Annotated in this window: 12 protein-coding genes; 5 read left to right on the forward strand and 7 right to left on the reverse strand. The window is 74.2% G+C overall.

The features are described 5' to 3' along the window. Positions 1-6: 6 nt before the first annotated feature. The 3 genes from ACZ4NB_RS20340 (at position 7) to ACZ4NB_RS20350 (ending at position 3,234) form a co-directional block, all read left to right on the forward strand. Positions 7-777, forward strand: coding sequence for an SDR family oxidoreductase (locus ACZ4NB_RS20340; RefSeq protein ID WP_467663374.1), 771 nt, complete (start codon positions 7-9; stop codon positions 775-777). A gap of 162 nt (positions 778-939) precedes the next feature. Then, a complete protein-coding gene (locus ACZ4NB_RS20345) occupies positions 940-2,601 on the forward strand; it encodes an AMP-binding protein (protein WP_467663376.1) in 1,662 nt (553 codons plus the stop codon). A gap of 27 nt (positions 2,602-2,628) precedes the next feature. Next, on the forward strand, positions 2,629-3,234 hold the full coding sequence (locus tag ACZ4NB_RS20350; RefSeq protein WP_467663378.1) for a TetR/AcrR family transcriptional regulator: 606 nt from the start codon (positions 2,629-2,631) through the stop codon (positions 3,232-3,234). Positions 3,235-3,308: 74 nt separating this feature from the next. On the opposite strand, the gene ACZ4NB_RS20355 is transcribed toward ACZ4NB_RS20350, so the two are convergent. The 7 genes from ACZ4NB_RS20355 to ACZ4NB_RS20385 all read right to left on the reverse strand — a co-directional run bounded on the left by ACZ4NB_RS20355 (position 3,309) and on the right by ACZ4NB_RS20385 (position 9,222). Continuing rightward, positions 3,309-4,523: an acyl-CoA dehydrogenase family protein gene (locus tag ACZ4NB_RS20355; RefSeq protein ID WP_467663380.1), complete on the reverse strand. Its 1,215-nt coding sequence runs from the start codon at positions 4,521-4,523 to the stop codon at positions 3,309-3,311. A 7-nt stretch (positions 4,524-4,530) separates the two neighbouring features. Next, complete coding sequence (locus ACZ4NB_RS20360) at positions 4,531-5,634, reverse strand: phosphotransferase family protein (protein WP_467663381.1); 1,104 nt, start codon at positions 5,632-5,634, stop codon at positions 4,531-4,533. Between the two features lie 157 nt (positions 5,635-5,791). After that, a complete protein-coding gene (locus tag ACZ4NB_RS20365; protein WP_467663383.1) occupies positions 5,792-6,721 on the reverse strand; it encodes an MBL fold metallo-hydrolase in 930 nt (309 codons plus the stop codon). Positions 6,722-6,851: 130 nt separating this feature from the next. Further along, positions 6,852-7,214 carry a DUF202 domain-containing protein gene (locus ACZ4NB_RS20370; protein ID WP_467663385.1) on the reverse strand — a complete coding sequence of 121 codons (363 nt, stop codon included), beginning with the start codon at positions 7,212-7,214 and terminating at the stop codon, positions 6,852-6,854. 3 nt (positions 7,215-7,217) lie between these two features. Next, positions 7,218-7,628 carry a YidH family protein gene (locus ACZ4NB_RS20375; protein WP_467663387.1) on the reverse strand — a complete coding sequence of 137 codons (411 nt, stop codon included), beginning with the start codon at positions 7,626-7,628 and terminating at the stop codon, positions 7,218-7,220. Between the two features lie 43 nt (positions 7,629-7,671). Continuing rightward, positions 7,672-8,205 (reverse strand): NUDIX hydrolase, encoded by a 534-nt coding sequence (locus tag ACZ4NB_RS20380; RefSeq protein ID WP_467663389.1) that lies wholly within the window; start codon positions 8,203-8,205, stop codon positions 7,672-7,674. Between the two features lie 123 nt (positions 8,206-8,328). Further along, positions 8,329-9,222, reverse strand: coding sequence for a DMT family transporter (locus ACZ4NB_RS20385; protein WP_467663391.1), 894 nt, complete (start codon positions 9,220-9,222; stop codon positions 8,329-8,331). Between the two features lie 212 nt (positions 9,223-9,434). On the opposite strand from ACZ4NB_RS20385, the gene ACZ4NB_RS20390 reads away from it, so the two are divergent. Beyond that, positions 9,435-11,090: an FAD-binding dehydrogenase gene (locus tag ACZ4NB_RS20390; RefSeq protein WP_467663393.1), complete on the forward strand. Its 1,656-nt coding sequence runs from the start codon at positions 9,435-9,437 to the stop codon at positions 11,088-11,090. Positions 11,091-11,328: 238 nt separating this feature from the next. Continuing rightward, positions 11,329-12,324, forward strand: coding sequence for a hypothetical protein (locus ACZ4NB_RS20395; protein WP_467663395.1), 996 nt, complete (start codon positions 11,329-11,331; stop codon positions 12,322-12,324). Positions 12,325-12,397: the final 73 nt, after the last annotated feature.

The raw sequence follows: 12,397 nt of genomic DNA on the forward strand, positions 1-12,397 counted from the left end.
CCAGCAGTGGAAGCCGTACGGGACAAGGCCGTCGTCGTGACCGGGGCGGGCGGGGGGATCGGCGCCGCCCTGGCCCGCCGGTTCGCCGCCGAGGGGGCCCGGGTCGTGGTCAACGACCTGGACGAGGCCAAGGCGAAGCAGACCGCCGAGGAGATCGGCGCCCTTGTGGTCCCCGGCGACGCCTCCGCCGTCGTCCCGGCCGCCCGCGAGGCGCTCGGCGGCGCGATCGACGTCTTCTGCGCCAATGCCGGGGTCGGCACCGGGGGCGGGCCGGACGCGCCCGAGGAGGACTGGGAGCTGGCCTGGGACGTCAACGTCATGGCCCACGTACGGGCGGCGAAGGCGCTGCTGCCGGAGTGGCTGGAGCGCGGCCGGGGGCGCTTCGTGTCGACGGTCTCCGCGGCCGGCCTGCTCACGATGGTCGCCGCGGCCCCGTACAGCGTCACCAAGCACGGCGCCTACGCCTTCGCCGAGTGGCTCTCGCTGACCTACCGGCACCGCGGCATCGACGTGCACGCCATCTGCCCCCAGGGCGTCCGCACCGACATGCTGGCCGCCACCGGAACCGCCGGGGAGCTGGTGCTGACCCCCACGGCCGTCGAGCCCGCTGACGTCGCCGACGCGCTCTTCACGGCGATGGAGCAGGGCCGCTTCCTGGTGCTGCCGCACCCCGAGGTCGCGGACTACTACGCCGCGCGGGCCACCGACCCCGACCGCTGGCTGGGCGGTATGAACCACCTCCAGCGGAAGCTGGAACAGACGGAGGGACGCGCCTAGGGCCCGGCCAGGACCCATCGGACAGGCCCTAGGGACCGAGGCCGGACCGGAGACCGCAGAAAGGGGCGGCGGGCCGGGCCGGGCCCGGGCCGCCACCCCGCGTCACCCCAGGTGTTCCCCGCAGGGATGATCAGGCGATCAGGAAGAAAGGGCCGCACCCCGATGACCTCCTACCAGGACAAGCCGTGGCTGGCACAGCTCACCGACGCCCAGCGCGCCCCCGTCCGGCCGCACTCCTCGATGCTGCACGCCTTCCGGGCCGCGGTCGGCCGCGCCCCCGACCGCACCGCGCTCGCCTACTTCGACGGCCGGCTGTCCTACGCCGAGACCGACGCGCTCTCCGACGGCATCGCCGCCCACCTCGCCGGGCGCGGGTTCCAGCGCGGCGACCGGGCCGCGGTCATGCTCCAGAACACCCCGCACTTCGTGCTCGCGGTGCTCGGCGTGTGGAAGGCCGGCGGGGTGGTCGTGCCCCTGAACCCCATGTACAAGTCCGCCGAGGCGCGGCACATCCTCAACGACGCCGAGGCCACCGCCGTCCTGTGCGCCGACCGCACCTGGGACGGCTATCTGCGCGCCACCGCGGCCGAGGCCCCGTCCGTACGGATCGCGCTGACCACCTGCGAACGCGAGCTGCAGACCCGCGACGACGCCCGGGTGCTGCGCGGCGAGCCGCTCGGGCCGCAGGAGGGGGCCGACGACCTGCTGACCGCCGCCCGCGCCGCCGGCCGGCTGCGCGCGGTGCCCGCCGACCCCGAGCTCACCGCCGACGACCTCGCGCTGATCTGCTACACCTCCGGCACCAGCGGCACCCCCAAGGGCGCCACCAACACCCACGGCAACATCACCTACAACGCCGAACGCCAGCGCACCGGCCTGAGCCTGCCCGAGGGCGCCACCTACTTCGCGCTCGCCCCGCTCTTCCACATCACCGGCATGGTCTGCGAACTGGCCGCCTGCATCGCAGGCGCCGGCACCCTCGCGCTCGCCTACCGCTTCGAGGCGGGCGTCGTCCTGGACGCCTTCCTGGAGCACCGCCCCGCCTACACGGTCGGCCCCTCCACCGCCTACATGGCGCTGATGGCCCACCCCGAGGTCACCCGCGACCACTTCGCGTCCTTCACGACGATGTCCTCCGGCGGCGCGCCGCTGCCGCCCGCCCTCGTCGAGAAGTTCCGCGCCGACTTCGGCCCGTACCTCCACAACGGCTACGGCCTGACCGAGTGCACCGCGCCCTGCGCCAGCGTCCCCCCGGGCAGGCGGGCGCCGGTCGACGAGGCGTCCGGCACGCTCGCCGTCGGGGTGCCCGGCCCCGACACGGTCGTGAGGATCATCGGCGAGGACGGCCGGGACCTGCCGTTCGGCGAGCAGGGCGAGATCGCGGTGCGCGGCCCCCAGGTCGTCCCCGGCTACTGGCGCCGCCCCGACGCCACCGCCGAGGCCCTCCCGGACGGCGAACTGCGCACCGGCGACATCGGCTTCATGGACACCGACGGCTGGCTGTACGTCGTCGACCGCAAGAAGGACATGATCAACGCGGCCGGCTTCAAGGTGTGGCCGCGGGAGGTCGAGGACGTGCTCTACAGCCACCCCGCGGTGCGCGAGGCGGCGGTCGTCGGCGTGCCCGACCCCTACCGCGGTGAGACGGTCAAGGCGTATGTCAGCCTGCGTCCGGGGAAGGCTCCCGAGCCCGCCGAGCTGTCCGCCTACTGCCAGGAGCGGCTCGCGGCGTACAAATACCCCCGTGAGGTGGAGATCCTGGCCGAGCTTCCCAAGACCACGAGTGGCAAGATCCTCCGACGGGAGCTGCGCCACCGCGCATGACGTACGCACGAAGGACAGGTGAGGGCGATGGCCGGCACGAAGGACGGCAACGGCAACGGCGGCGCGAAGCCGGTGGCCCAGAGACTGCTGGCCACCGCCACCAAGCTCTTCGCGGAGCAGGGCTATGACCGCACCTCCGTCCAGGAGATCGTCGACGCGGCGGGCGTCACCAAGGGCGCCCTGTACCACTACTTCGGCTCCAAGGACGATCTGCTGCACGAGGTCTACGGCCGGGTCCTGCGGCTCCAGCAGGAGCGCCTGGACCACTTCGCGGACGCCGACGCACCGGTGGAGCGGCGGCTGCGCGACGCCGCCGCCGACGTCGTGGTCACCACCATCGAGAACCTCGACGACACCAAGATCTTCTTCCGCTCGATGCACCACCTCGGCCCGGAGAAGGACAAGCAGGTGCGCGCCGAGCGGCGGCGCTACCACGAGCGCTTCCGGGCCCTGATCGAGGAGGGCCAGCGCAGCGGGGTGTTCGCCGCCGGCATCCCCGCCGACCTCGTCGTGGACTACCACTTCGGCTCGGTGCACCACCTCGGCACGTGGTACCGCGAGGACGGCCCGCTCAGCCCGCAGCAGGTCGCCGACCACCTGGCGGACCTGCTGCTGCGCGCCCTGCGGCCCTGAGAGACGACGGACGGCGCCGAGCCCCGCGGGCCCACGCCGCGGGGCTCGGCGCCGTGTGCGGCGCTGTCCGTCGCCTACAGGTACTTCTTGAGCTCACGGCGCGCCAGCGACCGCTGGTGCACCTCGTCCGGGCCGTCCGCGAGCCGCAGCGTCCGCGCGCCCGCCCACAGCTCGGCCAGCGGGAAGTCCTGGCTGACCCCGCCCGCGCCGTGCAGCTGGACCGCCTTGTCGAGGATGTCCACGACCGTGCGCGGGGTGGCGATCTTGATGGACTGGATCTCGGTGTGCGCGCCCTTGTTGCCGACGGTGTCCATCAGCCAGGCGGTCTTCAGCACCAGCAGCCGCAGCTGCTCCACCGCCACCCGGGCGTCCGCGATCCACTCCTGCACCACACCCTGCCGGGCCAGCGGCTTGCCGAAGGCCGTACGGGCGACCGCGCGCCGGCACATCAGCTCGATGGCGCGCTCGGCCATGCCGATCAGCCGCATGCAGTGGTGGATCCGGCCGGGACCGAGCCGGGCCTGGGCGATGCCGAAGCCGCCGCCCTCCTCGCCGATCAGATTGCCGGCCGGCACCCGTACGTCGTGGAAGAGCACCTCGGCGTGGCCGCCGTGCCAGTGGTCCTCGTAGCCGTAGACCTGCATGGCCCGCTTGACCTCGACGCCGGGGGTGTCGCGCGGCACCAGGACCATCGACTGCTGGCGGCGCGGGTCGGCGCCGTCCGGGTCGGTCTTGCCCATCACGATGAAGATCCGGCACAGCGGGTTCATCGCCCCGGAGATGTACCACTTGCGGCCGTTGATGACGTACTCGTCGCCGTCCCGCGTGATCTGCGTCTCGATGTTGGTGGCGTCCGACGAGGCCACCTCCGGCTCGGTCATCGCGAACGCCGACCGGATCTCGCCGGCCAGCAGCGGCTCCAGCCACTGCTTGCGCTGCGCCTCGTCGCCGAACTGCGCCAGCACCTCCATGTTGCCGGTGTCCGGCGCCGCGCAGTTCAGCGCGGTGGGCGCCAACTGCGGGCTGCGGCCGGTGATTTCGGCCAGCGGCGCGTACTGGAGATTGGTCAGCCCGGCGCCGTGCTCGGCGTCCGGAAGGAAGAGGTTCCACAGCCCCTGCCGGCGGGCCTCGGCCTTGAGGTCCTCGACGATCGCGGGGGTGTCCCACGGCGAGGCGAGCGCGGCCCGCTGCTCACGGGCGGTCTCCTCGGCCGGGTACACATGCTCGTCCATGAACGCCAGGAGCCGGGCGCGCAGCTCCTCGGTGCGGGCGTCGAATGCGAAGTCCATGGGTGCCTCAGCCTTCCTTGAGGGTGGTGAGTCCGCGGTCGATGAAGACGGGGACGAGTTCGCCGATCCGGTCGAACCCGGCGCCGACGGTCTGGCCGAGCGTGAAGCGGTAGTGGATGCCTTCGAGGATCACGGCGAGCTTGAACCAGGCGAAGGCCGTGTACCAGGCGATCGAGGAGGTGTCCCGGCCCGAGCCCGCGGCGTAGCGCTCGATCAGCTCCTCGGGGGCCGGGTGGCCGGGCGCGCCGCTGGTGGTGCTCACCGGCGACTCCGGCAGGCCCAGGTCGGAGCTGTACATCACCAGCAGCCCGAGGTCGGTCAGCGGATCGCCGAGCGTGGACATCTCCCAGTCCAGTACGGCCTTGATGCTGTCGGCGCCGCCCTTCGGCTCGTTCGCCTCCGGGGCGCGCCCCTCCGGCTCACTCGCGGCGCCCACCAGCACGTTGTCGAGCCGGTAGTCGCCGTGCACGACGGCCGGCGCGGGGGAGGCGGGCAGCGCCCGGCCCAGCGCCTGGTGCAGCTCCTCGATCCCCGGCAGGTCGCGGTTCTTCGACGCGCCCAGCTGCTTGCCCCAGCGCCGCAGCTGACGCTCCAGGAAGCCCTCGGGGCGGCCGAAGTCGCCGAGCCCGGCGGCCTCGGGGTCCACGGCGTGCAGCGCCACGAGCGTGTCGACCAGGGAGAGCACCACGGCGCGGGTGCGCTCGGGGCCGAGCGCGGCGAGCTGAGCGGCCGTGCGGTACGGGGTGCCCTCGACCAGCTCCATCACATAGAAGGGCGCACCGAGCACCGACTCGTCCTCGCACAGCAGCAGCGCCTCGGGCACCGGCACCGGAGTGTCGTGCAGCGCGCTGATCACCCGGTGCTCGCGCCGCATGTCGTGCGCGGTGGCCAGGACATGGCCGAGCGGCGGCCGGCGGACGACCCAGGAGGCCGCGCCGTCGGTGACGCGGTAGGTGAGATTGGACCGCCCGCCCTCGATCAGCCGCGCACGCAGCGGGCCGCCGGCCAGCCCCGGCCGCTCCCGGTCCAGATGCGCGCGCAATCGGGCCAGGTCGAGACCGGGAGGATCCTCCCGGTCCGGGGCCTGAGGGGGAGGGGTGGCCTTGCTCATCGTGCTCCTCCGTTACGCAGTCGGCGGTCCATCGGTCGATCGCAGCCCCGATCATGCCGACTAGTCGGTATGGAGTCCAGTGCCGGTGCGTGGGGCGTCGGTCACGCACCGCCCCGGGCGGGGGTTTTCCGCCACCTGGCCACCGCCCGCCCGCCGCTCACGCGTGGCAGGCCACCGGCACCCCGCCGTTCATCGCCGTCATGTCGCCGAACCCCACCAGCGGGTCCAGCGGGGCGCCCGGCTCCCCGCCCGCCAGCTCCGCGTACGCGCGGTGCAGGTTCGCCACCAGCCGCTCGCTCTCCGCCAGCTCCGCAAACGGCCCCAGATCCGCGGCCCGGGCCACCTCCAGCGGCGTCCGCCCCGCGGCCCGGCCCTCCTCCGCCAGCTGCCCGACGAACCGCAGGTAGCGCTCGATGACGTCGTACACCTCGGGGCCGGTCACGGGACCGTGCCCGGGGACGACGGTGTCGGCGTCCAGCGAGCGCAGCAGCTCGATCGCGCGCAGCGAGCCGGTCAGCGACCCCATGAAGACGAACGGGGTGCCGCCGTGGAAGACCAGGTCCCCGGTGAAGACGATGCGCTGCCGGGGCAGCCAGACGAGGGTGTCGCCGGGGGTGTGCGCCACGCCCGGGTGGATCAGCCGCGCCTCGATGCCGCCGACGTGCAGGGTCAGCTCGTCGGTGTAGGTCACCTCGGGCGGGGTCAGGCGGATGTCGCCGTACTCCACCTGCGGCCACACCGCGTGCAGCTGGTGGCCGGCGGCCAGCAGCTCGCGGCGGCAGGCGGCGTGCCCGATGACCGTCGCCTCGGGCGCGAAGACGCCGTTGCCGTAGGTGTGGTCGCCGTGGTGGTGGGTGTTGACCACGGTGCGCGGCGCCGGCGCGCCGCTCTCCTCGATCCGCCGGCGCAGCAGCCGGGCCCGGCGTTCGGTGGCGGCGGTGTCCACCACCAGGGTGGCGTCGCCGTCGGTGAGGAAGCCGGCGTTGTTCAGGCACCAGCCGCCGTCCGGCTGGATGAAGGCGTGGACGCCGGCGGCCAGTTCGGTGAGGTACGGCTCCGCCGTGATCGGTGCGCTCGCGTCACCCATGCGGGTTCTGCCCCCTTGCTAGATGGTTCGTCACGACCCACCACCGGGCCGCGAGTTGGTCCGCTCCGGCGCCGCGAGGGTCGCGCCACGGTACCTCCGCCGCCGGCCTCGGCGGGGGCCCGGGCCGTCGTCAGCGGCCCTGCCGCACCAGTATCGCCGCGCCGCACAGCGCCACCGCGAGCGTGCAGACGACCAGCAGCAGGGCGGTCCGCGGCGGCAGTCCCGGCGGCCGGCCGGTGGCCATCGCCCGCATCCGGCGGTGCGCGAGTGCCACGAAGGCGAGCCACAACAGGCCCGTCACCACCGCCAGCAGCGCCTCCACCGGTCCGGGCGCCCGGCTCTGCAGCAGCTGGCGGACGGCCAGCACCGCCATCGCCGTGGCGGACAGCGTCGTACGCCGCCAGGCCAGTCGGGTCCGCTCCGGCTGCAGCCCGGGATCCCGGTCGCTCGCCGGACAAGGCCCCGGCCCGCCCGGCCGCGCTCCGCCCGCCATCGGCTAGCCGGTCCAGCCCAGCAGGACCAGCACGGCCACCGCCGCCCCGAGCACCCCGACGGCCAGCGCCAGCGCCGTCGGGAAGCGGGAGACCGGCAGGTCCTCGCCGCGCCGCATCGCCCGCTCGCAGCGCACCCAGTGGTTGACCGCCCGCAGCGCGCACAGCGCCCCGCCCGCGAGCAGGACCACGGTGAAGGCCAGCCGCACGCCGGGGTGCAGCCGGGGCAGGAACTGGTCCACCGCGAACCCGCCGCCGATCAGCGCCAGCCCGGTGCGCAGCCAGGCCAGAAACGTGCGCTCATTGGCGAGCGAGAAGCGGTAGTCGGGGGTCGTGCCCTCCTCGCGGACCCGCGCGGGTGAGCACCACAGCCGCACGGCCGCGACGGCCGACCGCAGTCCGTCGGTGAGGATCATGGCCGACACCCCCTACGGCCTGTCCGTGGCACGGCCCGTCGCATCAGACCGCGCCCGTCTCCCGCAGCTCCAGCAGCCGCCGGTACGCGGCCATGCCGTCCGGCGTCCAGGGCCACTCGTCGAGCCGCCGGATCAGCTCCTCCTCGGACAGGAAGGCATACCAGTCGATCTCCGCCTCCTGCGGGGCGACCGGCAGGGTGCAGCGCACCTGGTAGACGGCGGACCACCAGGTGTGCTCCGCGGTCTCGTAGAGGAACTTGAACAGCGGCTCCGGCGGCGTCAGCCCCTGTACGCCCAGCTCCTCCTCCGCCTCGCGCAGCGCCGCCGCGTCATAGCTCTCGCCGGCGCCGACCACCCCGCCCACGAACATGTCGTAGTGCGCGGGGAAGACGAGCTTGTGCGGGGTACGGCGGTGCACGAAGATCCGGTCCTCGGTGTCCCGGACGAGGATGAAGGCGCAGCGGGTGCGCATCCGGCGGGCGTAGGTCTCGCCGCGCGGGGCCTGCCCCACGACCTGATCGTTCTCATCGACGACGTCGAGGATCTCGTCCGCGTTGAGCGGTTGCTGATCGGCCATGGGGCCATGCAATCACCACCTGGGCGGGGCGCACCCGCCGGGGCGGGCGGCCCGGGGACACCCCGCCGGTGCCCGGTCGGGCCGGTGGTCCGGCCGGCGCCTCCGCGTAGCGCGCCCGCCGCGTCAGCGCGGCTGCATCTCCACCGCGTCCTCGGTCCGGCCCGTCCCCGGCGGCATCGCCGGATGGGTGCCGATCAGGACGATGCCCGCGACGACGGCCATGATCCCGGCCACCTCCCACGCCAGCGCCCCCGCCGTCACCTGGAGCCGGTCGCCGAGGAAGCCCACCCCGCAGGCGATCCCGGCCAGCGGCTGGGCGGCGGTCAGCGCCGGCAGCGACAGCCGCAGCGGCGCCGACTCGAAGGCGCTCTGCACCATGACCAGCGCCAGCACCCCCAGCCCGATGATGGCGTACGGCTGCCAGCTGGTGACCAGCGCCGGCCAGCCGCCCCGTTCGAAGTGGTCGCCGCTGATCCGGGTCAGCGCGTCCTGCACGCCGTAGACCAGGCCCGCCGCGATGCCCAGCAGCGCGGCCTCCAGGCTCACATGGGTCCGCTCCCGTTTGGCGACGGCCGCCAGCAGCAGGGCGGTGCCCAGCACCATCCCCATGATCAGCCACTGCCACAGATGGTCGGGGCTGCGGGACCCGCCCTGCGGCCGGCCGGCCACGATGAAGGCGGTGACCCCGCCCGCCAGCAGCCACAGCCCGGCCCACCCGGTGCGGCCGAGCCGCTGCCGGGTCAGCCGCCGGGACAGCGCCATCGCGAACAGCAGATTGGTCGCCAGCAGCGGCTCCACCAGAGTGATGTCGCCCATCCCCAGCGCCAGCGCGCCCAGCGCCATCCCGACCACCATCAGCCCGATACCGGCCAGCCACACCGGCATCCGCACCAGGTCCAGCAGCAGACGCAGGGAGAGGTAGTCCTTCATCGGCGCGCGCTGCGCCGCGGCCTGCTGGAGCACGAAGCCCGACCCCAGACAGCAGGCCGCTCCGAGGGCGAGCAGTATCACCGTCACGTCGCACACCTCGTATCACGCGGGGCGGGGATGCGCCTGAGGATTGCCATCCGGCGGCGGGGGTGGGGTGGCCCTGATCACCCCCCATTCTCCCGCGCGCCCCTGCGTACTGCGCGGTAATCAAACGGTTGACGCGGCCGTCGGGCGCGCTGAGGATCGTTCCACCACGGCGGCCGGCGCGCGCCGGCGTGCCCCGGTGAGGAGATGCAGAGATGGCGTACGACGCGGATGTGATCGTGATCGGAGCGGGGCTCGCGGGGCTGGCGGCCACCGCGGAACTGGTGGACGCCGGGCGCAGGGTGATCCTGCTCGACCAGGAGCCCGGGCAGTCCCTCGGCGGGCAGGCGCACTGGTCCTTCGGCGGCCTCTTCCTGGTGGACTCGCCCGAGCAGCGCCGGCTGCGGATCCGCGACAGCCACGCCCTCGCCTGGCAGGACTGGCTGGGCACGGCCGGCTTCGACCGCCCGGAGGACCACTGGCCGCGCAAGTGGGCCGAGGCGTACGTCGACTTCGCCGCCGGGGAGAAGCGCTCCTGGCTGCACCGGCAGGGCGTGCGCTTCTTCCCCGTCGTCGGCTGGGCGGAGCGCGGCGGCTACGGTGCGACCGGGCACGGCAACTCCGTCCCCCGCTTCCACGTCACCTGGGGCACCGGGCCCGGCCTGGTCGCGCCGTTCGAGCGCCGGGTGCGCGCCGGGGCCGCCCGCGGCCTGGTCGACCTGCGCTTCCGGCACCGCGTCACCGGGCTCTCGCGCAGCGCCGGCAGCGTGGACACGGTCAGCGGCGAGATCCTCGCGCCCTCGGACGTGGCGCGCGGCAGGTCCAGCAGCCGCGAGGTGACCGGGGCCTTCGAGCTCAGGGCACAGGCCGTGATCGTCACCTCGGGCGGGATCGGCGGCAACCACGAGCTGGTGCGCGCCAACTGGCCCGAGCGGCTGGGCACGCCCCCGCGGCGGATGCTGTCCGGCGTGCCCGCGCATGTGGACGGCGAGATGCTGGGCATCGCCGAGGCGGCCGGCGGGCGCCTGATCAACCGCGACCGGATGTGGCACTACACCGAGGGCATCGACAACTGGGACCCGATCTGGCCGATGCACGGCATCCGGATCCTGTCCGGCCCGTCCCCGCTGTGGCTGGACGCCCGCGGCAAGCGGCTGCCGGTGCCGCTGTTCCCCGGCTTCGACACCCTCGGCACGCTCGAACACATCCTGCGCACGGGCCATGACCACACCTGGTTCGTCCTCACCCAGAAGATCATCGAGAAGGAGTTCACGCTCTCCGGCTCGGAGCAGAACCCGGATCTGACCGGAAAGAGCATCCGCGAGGTCCTCGGCCGGGCCCGGGGCGGTGCGCCGGGGCCGGTGCGGGCGTTCATGGACCACGGCGCGGACTTCATCGTCGAGCGCTCGCTCGCCGACCTCGTACGGCGGATGAACGCGCTGACCGGGAAGGCGCTGATCGACGAGGCCGCGCTGCGCGACGAGATCGTGGCCCGGGACCGCGAGATCACCAACTCCTTCACCAAGGACCTCCAGGTGACCGCCGTGCGCGGGACCCGCAGGTACCTGGGCGACCGGCTGATCCGCACCGCGTCCCCGCACCGCCTGCTCGACCCCAAGGCCGGCCCGCTGATCGCCGTACGGCTGCACATCCTCACCCGCAAGACGCTCGGCGGCCTGGAGACCGACCTCTCCTCGCGGGTGCTGGCCGACGGCGGAGCCCCACTTCCCGGCGTCTACGCGGCGGGCGAGGCGGCCGGTTTCGGCGGCGGGGGCGTGCACGGATACCGCTCGCTGGAGGGCACCTTCCTCGGCGGCTGCCTGTTCTCCGGGCGTACGGCGGGCCGGGCGGCGGCCGAGGCGGTGGCCTGACGGGGGGAGCCGATTCCGGCAGATGGCCGGGCAATCCCGCGATAGGGAAGGGGAGTTGGCGGATCCGGTCATTCCCCTTCCCGCCTTGACGCGGAGCTCTGCGTAGCGCTTTGCTGTGGGTGATGACTGGTGCGGACCAGTCCGTCACCCTCTGCACAGGCGCGTGCGGATCGGGCCCCACCCCCTGACGACGGTGCGGTGCCCGGCCGGCGCGGCGCGCCATGGAGCCCCCTGACCCGTGACTTCGACGTCCCCTTCCCCTCTGCCCTCAGCCGCCCCGCCGGCCCTGCGCCGCGCCCGCTGCCCGGACGCACCCGTCCTCGCCCCGGCCCTGGACGACACCGAACTGGCCATCGCCGCCGACGCGCTGGCGCTCGGTCAGTGGGCCCGGGTGCGCACCCTGCTGGCCGATACCGGCGCGGACTGGGACCGGCGCGGACACCGATTAACGGTCCTGGCCGGCTGCCCCGGCGTCGCCGCCTGGGCCGGCGACTGGCGGCTCGCCGAGCCGGACAGCGGTGACGCCGCCACGCTCGTGGCCGTCGCCACCGTCCGGCTGGCCCTGCGCGGCGAGGCCGGGATCGACGCCGCCGCCGCGGCCTGTGCGGCCGCCGCCCGGATGCTGCCCGACGACCCCACCCCCTGGCTCGGCGCGCTGATCCTCGCCCGCCGCACCGGCACCCCGGAGGACCGCGCCCACGCCTTCCGGCAGATACGGACCCGCCACCCCGACCACCACCACGCCCACCACCTGATGACGGCCTGCCTGGCCGAGCAGCACCCGGCCGGCGCCGACGACGCCGGGCACCCGGCCGACGCGTTCGCCGCCCGCGCCGCGGCCCGCGCCCCCGCCGACTCCCCGCTCGCCCTGCTGCCCGTCGTCGCCCACGCCGAGCGCTACCGCGTACGGGCCGCCGCCGGCCTGGAGCCCCCCGACCCCGCGGACTCCGGCCACTGGTCCACCCGTCGCGCCCACCGGCTGCTGCAGTCCGCCTTCGACTGGTGGCTGGAGTGGGAGGGCGAGGACCATCCGCGCTCCAAGGTCGACCTCAACTTCCTCGCGCATGCGACGTTCCACGAGGGGAGGATGGCCGAGGCCGCCGCCCTCTTCCAGCGCATCGGCCCGCATCCGACGCGTGCGCCGTGGTCGTACGCGGGCCGCGACGCCGAAGGCGCCTTCCAGGCCGCCCGCGACACCGCCCTGCGCCGGGCCCGGCGCCACGCGGACCGCTGACCCGCACACCCCGCGGGGGCAGATGACGAAAGTCTGACGGCGGCGCCCGGACGCTGGCCCCGGGGCGCGCGCG

It is taken from the genome of Streptomyces sp. NPDC026575 (genome assembly GCF_055567415.1).

What these genes read in the sequence shown, in the direction of transcription:
- ACZ4NB_RS20345 (WP_467663376.1), top strand. Translation starts at nt 940, where the DNA reads ATGACCTCCTACCAGGACAAGCCGTGGCTGGCACAGCTCACCGACGCC.
- ACZ4NB_RS20350 (WP_467663378.1), top strand. Translation starts at nt 2,629, where the DNA reads ATGGCCGGCACGAAGGACGGCAACGGCAACGGCGGCGCGAAGCCGGTG.
- ACZ4NB_RS20355 (WP_467663380.1), bottom strand. Translation starts at nt 4,523, where the DNA reads ATGGACTTCGCATTCGACGCCCGCACCGAGGAGCTGCGCGCCCGGCTC.
- ACZ4NB_RS20360 (WP_467663381.1), bottom strand. Translation starts at nt 5,634, where the DNA reads ATGAGCAAGGCCACCCCTCCCCCTCAGGCCCCGGACCGGGAGGATCCT.
- ACZ4NB_RS20365 (WP_467663383.1), bottom strand. Translation starts at nt 6,721, where the DNA reads ATGGGTGACGCGAGCGCACCGATCACGGCGGAGCCGTACCTCACCGAA.
- ACZ4NB_RS20370 (WP_467663385.1), bottom strand. Translation starts at nt 7,214, where the DNA reads ATGGCGGGCGGAGCGCGGCCGGGCGGGCCGGGGCCTTGTCCGGCGAGC.
- ACZ4NB_RS20375 (WP_467663387.1), bottom strand. Translation starts at nt 7,628, where the DNA reads ATGATCCTCACCGACGGACTGCGGTCGGCCGTCGCGGCCGTGCGGCTG.
- ACZ4NB_RS20380 (WP_467663389.1), bottom strand. Translation starts at nt 8,205, where the DNA reads ATGGCCGATCAGCAACCGCTCAACGCGGACGAGATCCTCGACGTCGTC.
- ACZ4NB_RS20390 (WP_467663393.1), top strand. Translation starts at nt 9,435, where the DNA reads ATGGCGTACGACGCGGATGTGATCGTGATCGGAGCGGGGCTCGCGGGG.